The organism is Streptomyces sp. NPDC034085 (assembly GCF_055575555.1).
Genome location: NZ_JBVISL010000020.1, coordinates 1 through 17,929 on the forward strand (window position 1 = coordinate 1; position 17,929 = coordinate 17,929).

Here is a 17,929-nt window from a genome sequence, read left to right on the forward strand (position 1 = left end):
GCAAGGCGGAGGGCCGCCCGCGTACTGGACGTACTCGGGCGGGCCCGACAACGCGGCGAGGTGCGGTGCCAGGCGTCGCAGGGCAGGCGGGACTTTGCGGACGCCCCCTAGGAAGCCATACGCCATTAACCGGGCATTCAGACACGCTTGCGAGTCTCCCGGCATGCAGCCCCGACTCCGTCTGACGGCAGACACTTCCGACGCGCCTGTCCTGCCGCGTGCGCGGAAGAATGGAGTCATGAGCCACCAGCCCAGCGCAGGCCCCGCCGAGGTCCCCGCCCAGCACCCGTCTCACGCCCCCGCTCCCGCCGCCGAGAGCCAAAGCGGCCCCGCGAAGCCCCGCCTCGGCTCCATAGCCGCGCACCGCCCCCACGCCGCCCGCGTGGTCGGTCACGTCGACCTCGATCCCGACCTCGACGCGGACCTGGACGCCTACGAGGACAAGGACGAGAGCGGAGAGCTGCCCGCGAACCGCTTCCTCGACCGGGAGCGCAGCTGGCTGGCCTTCAACGAGCGGGTGCTCGAACTCGCCGAGGACCCCGCCACCCCGCTCCTGGAGCGCGCGAACTTCCTGGCGATCTTCGCGAGCAACCTGGACGAGTTCTTCATGGTCCGCGTCGCCGGCCTCAAGCGCCGCATCGCCACCGGCGTCGCCACCCGTTCGGCCTCGGGCCTCCAGCCCCGTGAGGTGCTGGACCTGATCTGGACCCGCTCGCGGGAGCTCATGGCCCGGCACGCCGCCTGCTACCAGCAGGACATCGCCCCGCAGCTCGCCGAGGAGGGCATCCACCTCATCCGGTGGCCCGACCTCACCGAGAAGGAGCAGGCCCGCCTCTTCACCCTGTTCCGCAACCAGATCTTCCCGGTGCTCACCCCGCTGGCCGTGGACCCCGCGCACCCGTTCCCGTACATCTCCGGCCTCTCCCTCAACCTGGCCGTCGTCGTGCGCAACCCCGTCAGCGGCCACCGCCACTTCGCCCGGGTCAAGGTCCCGCCCCTGCTCTCGCGCTTCCTGGAGGCCTCCCCGCAGCGCTACGTCCCGCTGGAGGACGTGATCGCCGCGCACCTGGAGGAGCTGTTCCCCGGCATGGAGGTGCTCGCGCACCACATGTTCCGCGTGACCCGCAACGAGGACCTCGAGGTCGAGGAGGACGACGCCGAGAACCTCCTCCAGGCCCTGGAGAAGGAGCTCATGCGGCGCCGCTTCGGCCCGCCCGTGCGCCTGGAGGTCGAGGAGTCCATCGACCCCGGCGTCCTGGACCTGCTCGTCCAGGAGCTGAACGTCACCGCCGCCGAGGTGTACCCGCTGCCCGGCCCCCTCGACCTGACCGCCCTCTTCGGGATCTCCTCCCTGGACCGGCCGGAGCTGAAGTACCCGAAGTTCGTCGCCGGGACCCACCGCGACCTCGCCGAGGTGGAGTCCGCGTCCGCGCCCGACATCTTCGCCGCGCTGCGCGAGCGCGACGTGCTCCTGCACCACCCGTACGACTCCTTCTCCACCTCCGTGCAGGCCTTCCTGGAGCAGGCCGCCGCCGACCCGGACGTCCTCGCGATCAAGCAGACCCTGTACCGCACCTCCGGCGACTCCCCCATAGTCGACGCCCTGATCGACGCCGCCGAGTCCGGCAAGCAGGTCCTCGTACTCGTCGAGATCAAGGCCCGCTTCGACGAGCAGGCCAACATCAAGTGGGCGCGGAAGCTGGAGGAGTCCGGCTGCCACGTCGTCTACGGCCTGGTCGGCCTCAAGACCCACTGCAAGCTCTCCCTCGTCGTCCGCCAGGAGGGCGATACCCTGCGCCGCTACAGCCACGTCGGCACCGGCAATTACCACCCCAAGACGGCCCGCCTGTACGAGGACCTCGGCCTGCTCACCGCCGACCCGCAGGTCGGCGCGGACCTCTCCGACCTCTTCAACCGGCTGTCCGGCTACTCCCGGCGCGAGACCTACCGCCGGCTGCTGACCGCCCCGAAGTCCCTGCGCGACGGGCTGATCTCGCGCATCGACAAGGAGGCCGACCACCACCGGGCCGGCCGCCCGGCGTCCGTCCGGCTGAAGATGAACTCGATCGTCGACGAGGTCCTCATCGACTCCCTCTACCGGGCCTCCCAGGCGGGCGTCCCCATCGACATCTGGGTCCGCGGCATCTGCGCCGTACGCCCCGGCGTCCCCGGGCTGTCGGACAACATCCGGGTCCGCTCCGTCCTCGGCCGCTTCCTGGAGCACTCCCGGGTCTTCGCCTTCGGCAACGGTGGCGAACCCGAGGTGTGGATCGGCAGCGCCGACATGATGCACCGCAACCTCGACCGCCGCATCGAGGCACTGGTCAGGGTCACCGACCCGGCCCACCGCGCGGCACTGGACAGGATGCTGGAGACCGGCATGTCCGACGCCACCTCCTCCTGGCACCTGGGCCCGGACGGCGAATGGACCCGGCACAGCACCGACGCCGAGGGCCAGCCGCTGCGGCACGTACAGGAGATGCTCATAGACGCCCGGAGGCGCCGGCGTGGCCCAGCGAAACCATGACGACCTGACCGCGGGTGACGTGCTCGGCGTGTACCTGCGCTCCCAGGCCACCGCTTTCCTGCGCGCGCTGCGCCTGCACGACGCGGGCACAGCGGGCGGCGCCGGCCCCGCGGACGCCGGCGAGGCGGCGTACGGGCTGCGGGGCGCGGCCCGCCGGATCGCCGGCTCGCTGAGCACGTTCCGGGCGGTCACCGAGCCGGGCTGGGCGGACCCGCTGCGCACGGAGCTGGTCTGGCTGTCCTCCACCCTGGCCGACGAGCACGCCTACGCCGCCCGGCTGTCCCGGCTGATGGACGCCCTCCAGCGGCTGTCCGCCTCCCCCGAGGTCCCCTCACCGCGGAGCGGTCCGGGCTCCGGCGCCCTCACGGTGGGGTCGGCCCGGGCGGGGGCCCTGCTGGAGCGGCAGCTCACGCTGGCGCGCACCCGGGCGCACTCCGCCACCCTCCAGGCGCTGGGCTCGGCCCGTTTCCACGCGGTGGCCGACGCGGTCGCGGTGCTGGCCTCGGAGGTTCCGCTGGACCCGGTGGCCGCCCGCGGCCCGGCCGCGGAGGTGCTGGAGCCGCTGGCGGAGCTCACCGGGGCCCGCCTCTCGGGGGCCGTCTCCGCCCTTCCCGCCGCGCAGGGCACCCCGTACGCCGCCCACGAGGACGGTGCCTGGCACGAGGTGCGCCGCCTGCTGCGGGTGCACCGCTACGCCCGGGAGGCCCTGGGCGGGGACGTGGCCCGGCTCGCGGCGGCGGGCGAGGCCCTGGACCGCCACCGGGACGCCTCCGAGGCCGCCGCGGCCTCGGCGACGGCCGCCCGCACCCCGCGCATCGCCCCGGCGACGGCGTACGCGCTCGGCGTCCTGCACGCCGACCAGCGCCACGCGGTGGAGGCGGCCCGCGTCTCGTTCCACCACCTCTGGCAGCCGGCCGCCACCGCGGCGGCCGCGCCGCTTCCTCCGGCCGCGGGCGGGCCGGTCCGCGTCACGGCCGAGGCCGCCCGGCGCCCGTAGGGGCGGGCCCGCCGCTGCGCGGGCCGGATCCGCGCGGCGGATTCCGGCCCCGCCGGCGGGGGAGGCACGAGGGGCCGGGGGCGGAGCCCCCAGCGGGGGGATACGGGCGCCGCCCCGGGGGAAGGGGTCCGGCGGGGCACCGCCGAAATCCGGCCACCCGCCGGGTACCACCTGACCGGCCAGGGCACCGGCCCCGCAACGGTAACGGCGGCATAACGGGCGGATAACGCCCGATTGCGCCCGGGTACGAACCGCCCCGTCCACACCGGGCCGTCCGCCACGGTTCACCCTCCGTTCACCACGCGCGGTCGACCGCTTCACCTGTTCTGCCTAATTTCGGTACTGCACGGTGCGAGCCGATCGGGAAATCACGGCGCCGCACCACACAAGCCCCGTAGTCCTCTTCGCACGCCGCCCCGATACAGAAAGCGGCCGGCGGCCCCTCGGAAGGAACACCCGAAAGTGAAGCTTCAGCGCAAGAACCGGCTTCGTGCCTCCGCCCTCGGGGCTCTCGTCGTGTCCGGCGCCCTGGTCCTCACGGCGTGCGGCTCGGACGACAACACGAAGACCGGTGCCGACGGCACCCCGAAGGCCTCGGCCGCCGCCCCGGGCGACGTCAAGTGCGACGGGGCCAAGGGCAAGCTCCTCGCCTCCGGCTCCTCCGCGCAGAAGAACGCCGTCGACCTGTGGGTGAAGAACTACATGGCCGCCTGCTCCGGCGTCGAGGTGAACTACAAGTCGTCCTCCTCCGGTGAGGGCATCGTCGCCTTCAACCAGGGCACCGTCGGCTTCGCCGGCTCGGACTCCGCGCTGAAGCCCGAGCAGGTCGAGGAGTCGAAGAAGGTCTGCACCGGCGGCCAGGGCATCAACCTGCCGATGGTGGGCGGCCCGATCGCCCTCGGCTTCAACGTCTCCGGCGTGGACAAGCTGAACCTCGACGCCGCCACGATCGCCAACATCTTCAACGACAAGATCAAGAAGTGGGACGACGAGGCGATCAAGAAGCTGAACCCCGGCGTCACGCTCCCCTCCACCGCCATCCAGGCCTTCCACCGCTCCGAGGACTCGGGCACCACCGAGAACCTGGGCAAGTACCTCAAGGCCGCCGCCCCCGACGCCTGGTCCTTCGAGGCCTCGAAGAAGTGGCCGGCCCCCGGCGGCCAGGCCGCTTCCGGCTCCGCCGGCGTCGCCTCCCAGGTCAAGGCCGTCGACGGCGCGATCGGCTACTTCGAGCTGTCGTACGCCGCCTCGCAGAGCATCAAGACCGTCGACGTCAACACCGGCGCCGGCACCCCGGTCAAGGCCACCCCGGAGAACGCCTCCAAGGCCATCGCCGCCGCGAAGGTCGCCGGCACCGGCTCCGACCTGGCCCTGAAGCTCGACTACACCACCAAGGCCGAGGGCGCGTACCCGATCGTCCTCGTCACGTACGAGGTCGTCTGCGACAAGGGCAACAAGGCCGAGACCCTCGGCACCGTGAAGTCCTTCCTCGAGTACACCGCCTCGGACGCGGGCCAGAAGGTCCTCACCGAGAACGGCTACGCGCCGATCCCGGCCGAGATCAACACCAAGGTCCGCGACGCCATCAAGTCGCTCGCCTAGTCCCGCCCTCCCGGCCCGGGCCGATCCTCCGCCGATCGGCCCGGCGCCCGGGACCCTCCCCCCACCCGGGGGAATCCGGTGCACCGCCGCCAGGGGGCCCGCCCCCCACACAGACCGGAAAGACCATGGCTTCCACCACACCCAGCCACACAGACACGGCTCCGCCCGTCTCCCCGGGCAGCGCGTCCACCGGCCGCGCCGGTGACAGGATCTTCGCCGCGCTCTCCAAGGGCTCCGGCATCCTGCTGCTGGTGATCATGGCGTCGATCGCCGCCTTCCTCACCTACCGGGCCGGCATCGCCCTGTCGAAGAACGAGGGCAACTTCCTCACCACCTTCGACTGGAACGCCTCGGCCAACCCGCCCGTCTTCGGCATCGCCGTCCTTCTCTTCGGCACCGTCGTCAGCTCGGTCATCGCGATGGCCATCGCGGTCCCGGTCGCCGTCGGCATCGCCCTGTTCATCTCGCACTACGCGCCACGCAGGCTGGCCGCGCCCCTCGCCTACGTGGTCGACCTGCTGGCCGCCGTGCCGTCGATCGTCTACGGCATCTGGGGCGCCCTCTTCCTGGTGCCGCAGCTGAACGGGCTGAACCTCTGGCTCGACGAGTACCTCGGCTGGACCTACGTCTTCGACAAGACCCAGGTCGGCGTCGCCCGCTCGCTCTTCACCGTCGGCATCCTGCTCGCGATCATGATCCTGCCGATCGTGACCAGCGTCAGCCGCGAGGTCTTCCTCCAGGTCCCGCGCATGAACGAGGAGGCCGCCCTGGCCCTCGGCGCGACCCGCTGGGAAGTCATCCGGATGTCGGTGCTGCCCTTCGGCCGCTCCGGCGTCATCTCCGCCTCGATGCTCGGCCTCGGCCGCGCGCTCGGCGAGACCATGGCCGTGGCCACCGTCCTCTCCCCCAGCTTCCTGATCTCGCTGCACGTCCTGAACCCGGGCGGCGGCACCTTCGCGCAGAACATCGCCGCGAAGTTCGACGAGGCCAACGAGTTCGGCCGTGACGCGCTGATCGCCTCCGGCCTGGTCCTCTTCCTCCTCACCCTGCTGGTCAACGGCGCCGCGCGCCTGATCATCGCCCGTCGCAAGGACTTCTCGGGGGCGAACGCCTGATGAGCCACGCACTCCAGGACCAGCGCCCCACCCGGGCCCGCACGTCCTCCGCCCCCGCCGGACTGACCCGCGGCGGCCTGCCCCGCTGGGCCCCCGCCGGCACCGCCGTCGTCTCCGCCGTGCTCGGCAGCGCCGTCGGACTCGTCTTCGACCTGCACAGCAAGGTCCAGTGGGGCCTGATCGCCGCCCTGCTGTTCGTCGTGATCACCTACGCCTCCAGCGCGGTCGTCGAGAACCGCCGCCAGGCCAAGGACCGCGTCGCGACGTCCGTCGTCTGGGTCTGCTTCGTCCTCGCGGTCGTCCCGCTGCTCTCGCTGATGTGGACCACCGTCAGCCGGGGCATGACGGTCCTCGACGGCGACTTCCTGGGCCACTCCATGAACGGCGTGACCAGCTTCGAGCAGGGCGGCGGCGTCTACCACGCCCTCCTCGGCACCCTGGAGCAGGTCGGCCTCGCCACCCTGATCGCCGCGCCCGTCGGCCTGCTGACCGCCGTCTACCTGGTCGAGTACGGCAAGGGCCGGCTCGCCCGGGCCGTCACCTTCTTCGTCGACGTCATGACCGGCATCCCCTCCATCGTCGCGGGCCTGTTCATCCTGACGACCTGGAACCTGATGCTCGGCTTCGGCCCCTCCGGCTTCGCCGGCGCCATGGCCCTGTCGATCCTGATGATGCCGGTCGTGGTGCGCTCCACCGAGGAGATGCTGAAGCTCGTACCGAACGAGCTGCGCGAGGCCGCCCTGGCCCTCGGCGTGCCGAAGTGGCGCGTGATCCTCAAGGTCGTGCTCCCCACCGCCATCGGCGGCATCTCCACCGGTGTCATGCTGGCAGTGGCACGCATCGCCGGTGAGACCGCCCCGATCATGCTGCTGGTCTTCGGCTCCCAGCTCATCAACGGCAACCCCTTCGAAGGCGCCCAGTCCTCGCTCCCCCTCTACATCTGGGAGCAGTACAAGGTCGGCAGTGAAGCCTCCTACGACCGGGCATGGGCCGCGGCGCTCGTCCTGATCGCCTTCGTCATGATCCTCAATCTGGTGGCCCGCGGCATCGCCCGCTGGAAGGCCCCGAAGACCGGTCGCTAGAGCATCGACTTGCGGCTCCGCCGCGTGAGACTTGTATGAAAGAGAAGTGACCCTCATGGCGAAGCGAATCGACGTCAGCGGACTGTCCGCCTTCTACGGCAGCCACAAGGCCATCGACGACATCTCGATGACCGTGGAACCCCGCTCCGTGACGGCCTTCATCGGCCCGTCCGGCTGCGGCAAGTCCACCTTCCTGCGCACCCTGAACCGCATGCACGAGGTCACCCCCGGCGGCCGGGTCGAGGGCAAGGTGCTGCTGGACGACGAGAACCTGTACGGGCCCGGCGTGGACCCGGTCGCGGTCCGCCGCACGGTCGGCATGGTCTTCCAGCGCCCCAACCCCTTCCCCACCATGTCGATCTTCGACAACGTGGCGGCGGGCCTGCGCCTGAACGGCAGCTACAAGAAGTCCGAGCTGGCCGACACGGTCGAGCGGTCCCTCAAGGGCGCCAACCTCTGGAACGAGGTCAAGGACCGCCTGGGCAAGCCCGGCTCCGGCCTCTCCGGCGGCCAGCAGCAGCGCCTGTGCATCGCCCGCGCCATCGCGGTCGAGCCGCAGGTCCTGCTGATGGACGAGCCGTGCTCCGCCCTCGACCCGATCTCCACCCTCGCCATCGAGGACCTGATCGGGGAGCTGAAGGAGCGCTTCACGATCGTCATCGTGACGCACAACATGCAGCAGGCGGCCCGCGTCTCCGACCGCACCGCCTTCTTCAACCTCGCCGCCGTCGGCCAGCCGGGCAAGCTGGTCGAGATCGACGACACGGACCGGATCTTCTCCAACCCGTCCGTCCAGGCGACCGAGGACTACATCTCGGGCCGCTTCGGCTAGACGCCGGAACCCGCTTGGACGTCCTGCGGTGCTGCATGGCGGTGCCGCCGCAGGGCGAAAGAAAAGGGCCGGCTCCCCCTGGGTGGGGGGAGCCGGCCCGCTTTCGTACCGCTGCTCAGACGAACGCCAGGTTCACGATCCAGAAGCTGACCGCGGCCACCATGGCCGCCGCCGGCATGGTGATGAACCAGCCCAGGATGATGTTCTTGGCGACGCCCCAGCGGACCGCGTTGACCCGCTTCGTCGCGCCCACACCCATGATCGCCGAGGTGATCACGTGGGTGGTGGAGATCGGCGCGTGGAAGAGGAACGCCGAGCCGAACATGATCGACGCACCGGTGGTCTCGGCGGCGAAGCCCTGCGGCGGGTCCAGCTCGATGATCTTGCGGCCGAGGGTGCGCATGATGCGCCAGCCGCCCGCGTACGTGCCCAGCGACAGCATCACGGCACAGACGATCTTGACCCAGACCGGGATCGCGTCGCCCGCGTCCTGCACGTCGGCGATGACCAGGGCCATCACCACGATGCCCATCGTCTTCTGCGCGTCCTGCAGGCCGTGGCCCAGCGCCATGCCGGCCGCCGACACCGTCTGCGCGATCCGGAAGCCGCGCTTGGCCTTGTGCGGGTTGGCCCGGCGGAACATCCACAGGATGGCGACCATGACCAGATAACCGACGACGAGGCCGACGACCGGTGAGACGAACATCGGGATGACGACCTTCTCGACGACCCCGGACCAGATGACCTCGGTCCCGCCGGCCAGCGCCGCGCCCACCATGCCGCCGAAGAGGGCGTGCGAGGAGGACGAGGGCAGCCCGAAGTACCAGGTGATCAGGTTCCAGACGATCGCGCCGATCAGGGCGGCGAACAGGATCCACATGCCCTTGTTGCCGTGCGGGGTCTCGATCAGGCCCTTGCTGACCGTCTTGGCCACCCCGCTGCCGAGGAAGGCACCCGCCAGGTTCATCACGGCGGCCATGGCCAGCGCCGCGCGCGGGGTCAGGGCCCGCGTGGAGACGGAGGTCGCGATGGCGTTCGCGGAGTCGTGGAAGCCGTTCGTATACGTGAAGCCGAGCGCGACACCAATGGTCGCGACCAGCGCAAAGGTGTCCACGAGGTTCAGGACTCCTTGACCGCGATGGTCTCCACCGTGTTCGCGACGTGCTCGAACGCGTCGGCGGCCTCTTCGAGCACATCGACGATCTGCTTGAGCTTCAGCACCTCGATGGCGTCGTACTTGCCGTTGAAGAGCTGGGCGAGCAGCTTGCGGTGGATCTGGTCGGCCTGGTTCTCGAGGCGGTTGACCTCGATCCAGTACTCGGTCAGGTTGTCCATCGTCCGCAGGTGCGGCATGGCCTCGGCGGTCAGCTCGGCCGCCCGCGCCAGCACCTCGATCTGCTGCTCGACGCCCTTGGGCAGCTCCTCCACGTTGTAGAGGACGACGAGATCGACCGCCTCCTCCATGAAGTCCATGATGTCGTCGAGCGAGGACGCGAGGCTGTAGATGTCCTCCCGGTCGAACGGCGTGATGAAGGAGGAGTTCAGCTGGTGGAAGATCGCGTGGGTGGCATCGTCCCCCGCGTGCTCCGCCGCCCGCATCCGCTCCGCGATCTCGGCCCGGGCGGAGGGGTCCGCTCCGAGCAGTTCCATGAGGAGCTTGGAGCCCGTGACGATGTTGTCCGCGGATGCGGCGAACATGTCGTAGAAGCTCGTCTCCCTGGGGGTCAGACGAAATCGCACGTGAGGTCCTCGGGGTGCATTGGATTCGGTCAGGCTGATGCTAGGCGTATCCCCCGGCCACGGCTAACCGGCGGTTCCCCAGTGTCCCATCAGGCAGAGTGGGCGGCACGGACCCCTGTCCCCTCGGCGTGGGCGAAGTACCCTATACCCATGAGGGGTATAACCCCTCTTTCCGGACCACGGGAGGACCGATGACGACCATCGAGGCGGAGGGCTCCGGAGCCGTCCACGGCTACCACCACCAGAAGGACGAGCACCTCAAGCGACTGCGCAGGATCGAGGGCCAGATCCGCGGCCTCCAGCGGCTCGTCGACGAGGACGTGTACTGCATCGACATACTCACGCAGGTCTCGGCCAGCACCAAGGCCCTCCAGTCCTTCGCCCTCCAGCTGCTGGAGGAGCACCTGCGCCACTGCGTCGCGGACGCGGCCGTCAAGGGCGGCACCGAGATCGACGCGAAGGTGGAGGAGGCCACGAAGGCCATCGCCCGCCTGCTGCGCAGCTGACCGCCGGGGCCCGGGGGCCGGGGCTCCCGGCAACGGCCCGACGGGCGACCGCCGGGGGGCTTCAGGGGTTCAGGGGCTAGCCGGGGGGCTTCAGGGGCTAGAGGCAGATGCCCATCAGCACCTCGTCGATCCGGTCCTGGCTCAGCCGCTCCTCGGCCGCGGCCGAGGCCGCGATGATCAGCTCACCGCACAGTTCGATCTCGGCGAGCGCCACGTGGTCCTGCACCGTCATGCCGCCTGCGGGAGTCACGCGTGTCACCTCTCTCTGCCGTCCTCGCCCGTCGGCGCTCGGCTTCCCAGCGTAGGGATCGCGCCGCGCGCCGCGCATGACACGGATGGACCATTTCCGGATAGCGGGGCCATGGCCCGGACGCACCGCTTCCCCCCGCCCGGCCGGCTATTCGGCGATCTTGCCGGCGAAAATGTCCCCGCTTGCGGGCAATACGACGGTCACCGGGGTCCCGAAGCCGTACAGCAGCGTGGTCGAGGAGACATCGATCACGCCATTCTTGACGTACGTGAACCGGTGCTGGACCTTCCGCAGCCGGCCCTCCTCGTCCAGGTAGGCGTCGAACGGCACGCTGTCCTTGCTGAACCCTTTCGCCGCGGCCTCCAGGGCCCCCTTGACGCCCGGTGAGGCGCTCTTCGCGGCCCGCGCGATGTCCGCCGTCCCCCGGTAGTGCCGCACCCTGGTGCCGGCCACCTCGGTCTCGCCCACGTACGTCACCTCCTGCGCGCCCCGCAGCAGCTCGGCCGCGGCCACCGGATCGGTGGCGCCGCCGGTGACGAGGTTCCCGTCGGAGAGGGCGGCCGTGTCGAGCCGGACCCACTTGTCGTCGGGGACGCCGGCGCCCCGGTTCTTCATGTAGAGCGCGCCCGGGACGAGCAGCTCGGTGATGGGCCGGTGCTCGGGCTGTCCCTTCACGTCGGCGGGCAGCATCACCAGCAGCTGGCCCATCCGCTTGCGGAAGTCGACCCCGCCCTCGCCCCGGATCGTCACCCGGGTCCCGCCGGTCGCCATCTCCATCGCCGTACGGGTCCGCGCGCTCCCGGCCGCGGTCAGCGCGTCGGCGGCGCCGCGCACCGCGGCGGCCGGGTCGCCGGGGGGCCGGTCGTCGCCGGAGCCGCCGCGGGAGCCGCCGTCTGGGCCGCCGCCCGGTCCGGTTCCCGTGCCGCTGGCCGCTCCGCACGCGCTGAGCGCGGCGACGGCCACCGCCGCACAGACCGCGAGCACCGCCTCACCCGCACGCCTGCTCCGTCGCCTGTGCTGGTGCACCACCATCGCCTGCCAACCCCCAACGCGTGACAGCTGTTTGCCCGAGGCCCCCACCCGCTCCGTTTAACGAGGTCCGGGGTTTCCCGTAACGGGCCGCCGTGTTCCGGGGGCCGTACCGGAGCGGGCCGGTCCCCGGTACCGTGGAGGGGTGGATTCCCGCACCAGGGCGACCGCGGTCGCCCCGTTCGCCTCTGTGCCCCTGCCGCGGGATCCCGCGGAGCCCGCACAGCCACCCGTCGGCCACTCCACGGGCACCGCGGAACGCGGCTCCTTCTGCCTCGCCGTCTGCAGCTGCGGCTGGACGGGGCCCGCCCGCCGCTCCCGCGACCTGGCCCGCAGGGACGCCACCCGGCACACCGCGGGGTAGCCGCGGCGCCCCCGCGCCCCCGCACTCCGCTTCGTCCGTTCGGACGCCCCGGCTGGCCGGGCGCCCCCCGACCGGTTGCCCTGGTTCCATGCCAGGTACCGCACCCCGTGTCGCCGCCCTCCTGTGGGCCCTGCTGATCGCGCTCGCCCCGGCCGCGGCGGCCCGGGCCCGACCCGTGGGCTCGGCGGACGGGCCGGCCGACGTCGCGCTGGCCATCGCGGTCACCACCGCGGCGGCCGTGGCCACCGGGCTGTGGCTGCGCTCCCGCTACCGGCGCGACGGGACGGGGGCGGAGACCGAGCAGCCCGGCCGCGCCGGCGACGGCGGCGAGAGCGGCGGCCCGTGAGCCCGCGGCCGCGGCCGGCGGCGGTGCGGCTGTGCTTCGGCGCGGCGGGACTGTGCCTGCTGGTGGCGGCCCTGCTCGCGCTCTGGAACGCGTACGCCGGCTGACCCCGGCCGGCGGGACTACGCCGCGAGGTCGCTCTCGGCCGGGCGCTGCGCCAGCTCGACGGGGCGGGCCACCATCCGCTCCCGGGCCCGTACGAGCCGTCCGAAGCGCGGCGACCGCGCGACCGCCCTGACCACCGGGGCCAGCGCCGCCATGGCGAGCGGGGCGAGCAGCAGGACGACGGCGGTACCGAGCGCGAACCCGCCGACGACGTCGGTCGGGTAGTGCACCCCGAGGTACACGCGGCACAGCCCCTCGGCGAGCGCCAGGGCGATCCCGACGAGGCCGAGCCGGCGGTTGACGAGGAACACCCCGATGCCGAGGGCCATCCCGAGGGTGGCGTGGTCGCTGACGAAGGAGAACCCGGCGCCAGGCGCGCCCGCGCCGCCGAGCACCTCGATGCCGTCGTGCTGGAGGAACGGCCGGGGCCGGGCCACCAGTTCCCGCAGCGGCACGTTCACGAGGAGGGCGACGGCGGCGGCGAGGGGGGCCCACACGAGCGCGGCGAACGACTCGACGGCCGCCGCCTCGTCCTGCCGGCGCGCCCCGCGCCAGCACCACAGCACGAGCAGGACCATGGCCAGCGGAAGTCCGTACGAGCCGGCGAAGGCCACGGCCCGGTCGAACCAGCCGGGGGCGTGCCGGGAGAGGGCGTTGATCCCGTACAGCAGGCTGACATCCACATTCGGCCCACCGGTTGTGAGTCCAGCCATGCGACGCGGCCCCTTGCTGCCTAGGTCCCCTGCGGACGCACGGCGGTGTGCGCCCCTTCAACTCCCCGCCGAGCAACCCCCCGTGTCCATGGAACGCCCGTTCTGCCGGGGACGTTCCACTCTCCACCGAATGATCACTCCAACGTTATCGAAGAGTGACTCGTCGTCGCAGCTCAGGGCCTTGGCTTCACAGAGAGTGGCTACGGCTGGGGAGTTGCCCCGGCCCGCTCCGGAAGGGCTTCGGCCCCATCCTTGGTCACGCGGGTGGCCCCGAAGTAGTCGGGGGTGTCGACCTTGTCAAAACGGATCACGGCACCGGTGTAGGGGGCGTTGATCATGTAACCGCCGCCCACGTAGATCCCGACGTGGCGGATCGCCCGGGAGTTCGTCAGATCGTCGGAGAAGAAGACCAGGTCCCCGGGGAGCAGCTCCCCGCGCGCGGGGTGCGACCCGGCGTTGTACTGGTCGTTCGCCACGCGCGGCAGCTCGATCCCGACGCTCTCGTAGGCCGCCTTGGTCAGCCCGGAACAGTCGAAGCGCCCGCCCTGGTCGGCCGTCCCGTTCCCGCCCCACAGATAGGGGGTCCCGAGCGTCTTCTGCGCGAAGTACACCGCCCCGGCGGCCTGCTGCGAGGGCGCGACCCTGCCCACGGGGCGGGCGAAGCTCTTCTCCAGGGAACGGATCGCCTTCACGTACCCCTGGGTCTCGCTGATCGCGGGCACGCCACCGGCCTTGATGACGCGGTAGGGGCCGGCGTTGTAGGCGGCGAGCATGTTGTCGGACCGGTCGCCCGGCACTCCCGCGACGTCCTTGGCGAGTTGGCAGTCGTACGTGGCCGCCGAGGGGATGGCGTCCTTGGGATCCCAGATGTCCCGGTCGCCGTCGCCGTCGCCGTCGACCCCGTACGTGGCCCACGTCTCCGGGATGAACTGGGCGATGCCCCGCGCGTCCGCATGGCTCAGCGCGTCCGGCTTCCAGTTGCTCTCGGTGTACAACTGTGCCGCGAGCAGCGCCGGATTGAGCGCGGGGCACAGGTTGCCCCACTTCTCCACCAGCGGCTGGTAGAGCGCGGGCACGGCACCCTTGACCAGCCCGACCGCACCCTGCCGGGCACCGCTCGCGAGGCCCGCCGCCGCCGAATACGTGCCGGCGACGAGCAGCGCGACGAAGGTCAGGCACACGCCGATGCCGATCCCGCTTGCCATCCAGAACTTGCGCACCCGTCAACACTGCCTCATGCCGGGTCACCTGACAGGGTATTCACCGCACCGCCCGGCCACTATTTCACCGGAAAGCCGGTGCAGTAGACACTGCTGTACTCCCTGACCCCCCTGACCCGGTAGACCAGCACGGTCCAGTCACCCGGATCGTTGGCGAGCGGGATGCCCGGGTACTTCCTCGGCGGTCCCCCGTCGGCCACGAGCTGTGTGGCGAAGTCGTCCGGGTAGGTGAGCTCCAGCAGGTAGCCGGCGGCCGGGTCCTTGAGGTCGACGGGCTTGCTGGTGTAGCCGATGCCGTGGTTGTAGTCGCGGACGAACTCGTAGGGCCGCTGGGTGCTCTCGTCGATCTCGTGCGGAGGTTTGACGCCGACGGAGAGGGCGTAGGGGGCCGTTTCCGTGTTGTAGGGCTTCAGATGGACACGGATCTTGACCTTGCCCGTGACCGACGGCGCGTTCGGGTCGTCGGCGTCGACGGCGGAGGCCGTCAGGAACTCCGCCCGCTCCTCGGCGGGCAGGTTGCAGCCGCCCGTCTTACTGCTCCACAGGTCCCTCGACACCTTGTTCGGCTCGATGTGGTCGGGGACGGCCCCCGCCCCCTTGCCGCCGCCCTGGGCGGACGCGGACGGGCCCGACGCCTGCGCCGGGCCGGACGGGGCGGAGGCGGACGGCCCGCCGCCGTCCGGGGTGTTCTGCCCGCTCGGCCGGGCGGCGGCCCGCTGCCCTCCACCGCCCTCCCCGCCCCCGTCCTTCGCGACCAGCAGGTACCCGCCCGTGGCCAGGGCCCCCGCCGCCAGGCCGGCGACGGCCGCCAGCGCCCAGCGCGGGACGCTCCGGGCACCGGCGGCGGCCGGCGCCTGCTCGGCCTGCGCCGCCGGTACGTACGTCGGCACGTAGCCCGCCGGAGCCGCGCCGAGCCCCGGACCGATGGTCGACGGCAGCCCCGGCACCTGCGCCGCCCCGCCGCCCGCCGCCGTGAGCGCCGCGTACACCGGGTCGTCCACCAGCGCCGCGTCCACCGCACAGCGGCGGATGATCTCGGCGAGGGGCGGCCGCGCGCCCGGCTCCGCCACCACGCAGGCCCTGATCAGCGCGGCGAGTTCCGCTTCCACGCCCGCGACGTCGATCTCGCCGTGCACCGCCCGGAAGTTGACCGCCGTCGGCTCTCCGGTGCCGTACGGGGCCCGGCCCGTGGCCGCGTACGCGAGCGTCGCGCCCAGGGCGAAGACGTCCGCCGCGTCCGCCACCTCGCCCCGCAGCAGCACCTCGGGGGCCGTGTAGCCGGGGGTGCCCGGGGCGGTGCCGGCCTGCGTCAGGGCCGTCTCGGCCACGCCCTTGGCGATGCCGAAGTCGATGAGCTGCGGCCCCTGGGCGCCCAGGATCACGTTCTGCGGCTTGAGGTCCCGGTGCGTGACCCCGTACGCGTGCACGCTCGCCAGGCCCTCCGCCAGCGCGGCGAACAACCTGCGGCAGGAGGCGGCGGGCAGCGCCCCGAACCGGGCGACCGCGTGGGCGAGCGTCGGCCCGGCCACGTACTCGGTGGCCAGCCAGAACGGCGGGGCCGCCAGCGACGCGTCGATCAGGTTCGCGGTGTACGCGGAGCGCACCGCGCGGACCGTCTCCGCCTCCCGGCGGAACCGCGCGAGGGCCTCCGGATGCCCGGTGATCTCTTCCCTGATCACCTTGACGGCCACCAGCCGGCCGCCGGGCGACCGCCCCAGGTACACCTGCCCCATGCCCCCGGCCCCCAGCCGGGCCAGCAGCGTATGCGCCCCGATCTGCGCGGGGTCCGTCTCTCTCAGGGGCTCCATCCGCACGAGGGTGCCACACCGACTTCCCTGGCCGGCAAGGGGGTTCGGCTCACCGCGGCGCCACGAACAGGCTCTGCGCCCCGCGCCCGATCGGCCCCTTCTCGTCGTGCAGGCGGGCGTCGGCGAGGCCGATGCCGCCGGCGTCCACGCTCGTACGGGACTCCACGCAGACCCACTCGCCCACCGGGTGGCGGTGCAGGTGGACCGTGAGGTCGCCGTTGACGAACACGAACCGGCCGAAGTCCATCACCGCGCTGATCCCGTTGCCCGAGTCGGCGGCCACCAGCACCCGGTCCAGCGGACGGATCTCCTCCCCCGCCACGAGTGGCACCCGCATCCGCATCCAGCAGGTGCCCGGCCCCGGCTCGGTGAAGGCCCCCTCCGTGAACCGGGCCTCGACCGAGGAGTGGTAGCCCGTCTCCCACGGCACGGGGAAGAACGGCGTCACCCCCACCTCCCCCGGCGGCGCCACCACCGCCCCCGGGACCACCGCCGGCACCGGCTCCGCGGCCACCCGGATCCGCAGCGCCCGCGCCAGCATCACCGGGGTCGCCCCGCCCGCCGGGGCGAGGGCCGCCTCGACCAGCTCCGTGCCGCGCCCGGCCCGCAGCACCGAGGTGGTCACCTCCAGCTCCCCGATCGGCACCGGACGCAGGATCTCGTACGTGATCCGGGCGACCCGCATGTCGTCCCGCGCCCCCGGCCGCTCCTCGACGGCCCGCCCCAGCAGAGCGGCCGGCGGTCCGGCGTGCTGGGCGTCCGGGTCCCACGGCCCGCGCGTCGCTTCGGTCGCCAGGAAGCGGCCCTCGCCGAGCCGCTCGTAGAACCCGTCTTCAGCATCCATGCCGCCGCACGCTACCGACAGGTAACCCCGCACACCACCCCCGCCGCCCGCCTCAGCGGGCGAAGCCCAGCCCCACCCCCAGCCCCACCAGCACCGAGCCGATCGCCCGGTTCAGCGCCTTCTGCGCCTTCAGCATCCGCGCCCTCAGCCGCGCGTGGGAGAAGAACAGCGCCACCGCCCCGAACCACAGCAGGTGCGCCCCCGCCATGAACAGCCCGTACCCCGCCTGCTGCCACGCCGAGGTCTCCGGGCTGACCACCTGCGTGAACGTCGACACCACGAACAGGGTTGTCTTCGGATTCAGCACATTGGTCAGGAACCCGCTGCGCAGCGCCCCCGCCCGCGTCAGCCCCGGCCCGGCCCCCAGGTCCACGGTCAGCTCCGTCCGCGCCCGGAAGGTGCGGATCCCGATCCACACCAGGTACGCCGCACCCGCCAGCTTGATCACCGTGAACAGGGCGGTCGACGAGGCGATCAGCAGACCGACCCCGAGCATCGTGTACGAGACGTGCACCAGCACCCCGGCAGCGACCCCCGCGGCCGCGAACAGCCCCGTGGGCCGCCCGTACAGACAGCTGTTCCTCACCACCATGGCGAAGTCGGCGCCCGGACTGATCACGGCGAGGAGGGTGATGACGGCAACTGCGATCACTTCTGTCATGCCCAGATCCTCACCAACGACCGACCCGTGATCAAGAGGCCCTGCCCGCAGGACACTTGAGGCATACCCCTCCCCCCGCGCCCCTTCCGCCCCACCACCGACCCGGACGCCCGTCCCCTGGCCTGCGCCCGGCTCGTCGACGGCGTCCGGTGCAGCGCCCTCCGGATGCGACGGCCCTCCCCGCACCCGTC

At 72.0% G+C, this 17,929-nt stretch carries 18 protein-coding genes; 9 read left to right on the plus strand and 9 right to left on the minus strand.

What is annotated here, in order from left to right; all coding sequences use genetic code 11:
* The first annotated feature begins 238 nt into the window (after positions 1–238).
* The 6 genes from ACZ501_RS34655 (at position 239) to pstB (ending at position 8,155) form a co-directional block, all read left to right on the plus strand.
* Positions 239–2,527 (plus strand): RNA degradosome polyphosphate kinase, encoded by a 2,289-nt coding sequence (locus ACZ501_RS34655; protein ID WP_361610150.1) that lies wholly within the window; start codon positions 239–241, stop codon positions 2,525–2,527.
* A complete protein-coding gene (locus ACZ501_RS34660; RefSeq protein WP_468800717.1) occupies positions 2,508–3,524 on the plus strand; it encodes a CHAD domain-containing protein in 1,017 nt (338 codons plus the stop codon). The genes ACZ501_RS34655 and ACZ501_RS34660 overlap by 20 nt, the downstream gene beginning before the upstream one ends.
* A 462-nt stretch (positions 3,525–3,986) precedes the next feature.
* On the plus strand, positions 3,987–5,126 hold the full coding sequence (gene pstS, locus ACZ501_RS34665) for a phosphate ABC transporter substrate-binding protein PstS (protein ID WP_362464971.1): 1,140 nt from the start codon (positions 3,987–3,989) through the stop codon (positions 5,124–5,126).
* A 125-nt stretch (positions 5,127–5,251) separates the two neighbouring features.
* Positions 5,252–6,241: a phosphate ABC transporter permease subunit PstC gene (gene pstC / locus ACZ501_RS34670; RefSeq protein ID WP_468800720.1), complete on the plus strand. Its 990-nt coding sequence runs from the start codon at positions 5,252–5,254 to the stop codon at positions 6,239–6,241.
* Positions 6,241–7,323, plus strand: a complete 1,083-nt coding sequence (gene pstA, locus ACZ501_RS34675) for a phosphate ABC transporter permease PstA (RefSeq protein WP_468800723.1) — start codon at positions 6,241–6,243, stop codon at positions 7,321–7,323. The genes pstC and pstA overlap by 1 nt, the downstream gene beginning before the upstream one ends.
* 55 nt (positions 7,324–7,378) lie before the next feature.
* A complete protein-coding gene (gene pstB, locus ACZ501_RS34680; protein WP_361609343.1) occupies positions 7,379–8,155 on the plus strand; it encodes a phosphate ABC transporter ATP-binding protein PstB in 777 nt (258 codons plus the stop codon).
* 115 nt (positions 8,156–8,270) lie between these two features.
* Here pstB and ACZ501_RS34685 read toward each other — a convergent pair whose 3' ends face one another.
* Both ACZ501_RS34685 and ACZ501_RS34690 read right to left on the minus strand, forming a co-directional pair.
* Complete coding sequence (locus ACZ501_RS34685; protein ID WP_361609345.1) at positions 8,271–9,269, minus strand: inorganic phosphate transporter; 999 nt, start codon at positions 9,267–9,269, stop codon at positions 8,271–8,273.
* Positions 9,270–9,274: 5 nt separating this feature from the next.
* Positions 9,275–9,895 (minus strand): DUF47 domain-containing protein, encoded by a 621-nt coding sequence (locus ACZ501_RS34690; protein WP_042818429.1) that lies wholly within the window; start codon positions 9,893–9,895, stop codon positions 9,275–9,277.
* A 191-nt stretch (positions 9,896–10,086) separates the two neighbouring features.
* On the opposite strand from ACZ501_RS34690, the gene ACZ501_RS34695 reads away from it, so the two are divergent.
* Complete coding sequence (locus ACZ501_RS34695) at positions 10,087–10,401, plus strand: metal-sensitive transcriptional regulator (protein ID WP_042801353.1); 315 nt, start codon at positions 10,087–10,089, stop codon at positions 10,399–10,401.
* Between the two features lie 97 nt (positions 10,402–10,498).
* On the opposite strand, the gene ACZ501_RS34700 is transcribed toward ACZ501_RS34695, so the two are convergent.
* Positions 10,499–10,651, minus strand: coding sequence for a hypothetical protein (locus tag ACZ501_RS34700; RefSeq protein WP_361609362.1), 153 nt, complete (start codon positions 10,649–10,651; stop codon positions 10,499–10,501).
* Positions 10,652–10,798: 147 nt separating this feature from the next.
* Positions 10,799–11,683, minus strand: a complete 885-nt coding sequence (locus ACZ501_RS34705; protein ID WP_468800725.1) for an SCO4651 family lipoprotein — start codon at positions 11,681–11,683, stop codon at positions 10,799–10,801.
* Between the two features lie 142 nt (positions 11,684–11,825).
* On the opposite strand from ACZ501_RS34705, the gene ACZ501_RS34710 reads away from it, so the two are divergent.
* Positions 11,826–12,044, plus strand: a complete 219-nt coding sequence (locus ACZ501_RS34710) for a hypothetical protein (RefSeq protein ID WP_361609364.1) — start codon at positions 11,826–11,828, stop codon at positions 12,042–12,044.
* 88 nt (positions 12,045–12,132) lie between these two features.
* A complete protein-coding gene (locus ACZ501_RS34715; RefSeq protein WP_468800728.1) occupies positions 12,133–12,390 on the plus strand; it encodes a hypothetical protein in 258 nt (85 codons plus the stop codon).
* Positions 12,391–12,509: 119 nt separating this feature from the next.
* Here ACZ501_RS34715 and ACZ501_RS34720 read toward each other — a convergent pair whose 3' ends face one another.
* From ACZ501_RS34720 to ACZ501_RS34740, 5 genes are all read right to left on the minus strand, one after another.
* Entirely contained in the window at positions 12,510–13,205 is a 696-nt protein-coding gene (locus tag ACZ501_RS34720; RefSeq protein ID WP_468800729.1) for a phosphatase PAP2 family protein, read from the minus strand.
* A gap of 200 nt (positions 13,206–13,405) precedes the next feature.
* Complete coding sequence (locus tag ACZ501_RS34725) at positions 13,406–14,425, minus strand: C40 family peptidase (protein ID WP_468800732.1); 1,020 nt, start codon at positions 14,423–14,425, stop codon at positions 13,406–13,408.
* A 59-nt stretch (positions 14,426–14,484) separates the two neighbouring features.
* Complete coding sequence (locus tag ACZ501_RS34730; RefSeq protein ID WP_468800734.1) at positions 14,485–16,233, minus strand: serine/threonine-protein kinase; 1,749 nt, start codon at positions 16,231–16,233, stop codon at positions 14,485–14,487.
* A 49-nt stretch (positions 16,234–16,282) separates the two neighbouring features.
* Entirely contained in the window at positions 16,283–17,077 is a 795-nt protein-coding gene (locus ACZ501_RS34735) for a thioesterase family protein (protein WP_468800736.1), read from the minus strand.
* Positions 17,078–17,129: 52 nt separating this feature from the next.
* Positions 17,130–17,738, minus strand: a complete 609-nt coding sequence (locus ACZ501_RS34740; RefSeq protein ID WP_362464999.1) for a LysE family transporter — start codon at positions 17,736–17,738, stop codon at positions 17,130–17,132.
* Positions 17,739–17,929: the final 191 nt, after the last annotated feature.

Excerpts from the sequence above, each read along its gene's own strand:
- ACZ501_RS34655 (WP_361610150.1), top strand. The coding sequence starts at position 239 with ATGAGCCACCAGCCCAGCGCAGGCCCCGCCGAGGTCCCCGCCCAGCAC.
- pstC (WP_468800720.1), top strand. The coding sequence starts at position 5,252 with ATGGCTTCCACCACACCCAGCCACACAGACACGGCTCCGCCCGTCTCC.
- pstA (WP_468800723.1), top strand. The coding sequence starts at position 6,241 with ATGAGCCACGCACTCCAGGACCAGCGCCCCACCCGGGCCCGCACGTCC.
- pstB (WP_361609343.1), top strand. The coding sequence starts at position 7,379 with ATGGCGAAGCGAATCGACGTCAGCGGACTGTCCGCCTTCTACGGCAGC.
- ACZ501_RS34695 (WP_042801353.1), top strand. The coding sequence starts at position 10,087 with ATGACGACCATCGAGGCGGAGGGCTCCGGAGCCGTCCACGGCTACCAC.
- ACZ501_RS34705 (WP_468800725.1), bottom strand. The coding sequence starts at position 11,683 with ATGGTGGTGCACCAGCACAGGCGACGGAGCAGGCGTGCGGGTGAGGCG.
- ACZ501_RS34715 (WP_468800728.1), top strand. The coding sequence starts at position 12,133 with ATGCCAGGTACCGCACCCCGTGTCGCCGCCCTCCTGTGGGCCCTGCTG.
- ACZ501_RS34720 (WP_468800729.1), bottom strand. The coding sequence starts at position 13,205 with ATGGCTGGACTCACAACCGGTGGGCCGAATGTGGATGTCAGCCTGCTG.
- ACZ501_RS34730 (WP_468800734.1), bottom strand. The coding sequence starts at position 16,233 with ATGGAGCCCCTGAGAGAGACGGACCCCGCGCAGATCGGGGCGCATACG.
- ACZ501_RS34735 (WP_468800736.1), bottom strand. The coding sequence starts at position 17,077 with ATGGATGCTGAAGACGGGTTCTACGAGCGGCTCGGCGAGGGCCGCTTC.
- ACZ501_RS34740 (WP_362464999.1), bottom strand. The coding sequence starts at position 17,738 with ATGACAGAAGTGATCGCAGTTGCCGTCATCACCCTCCTCGCCGTGATC.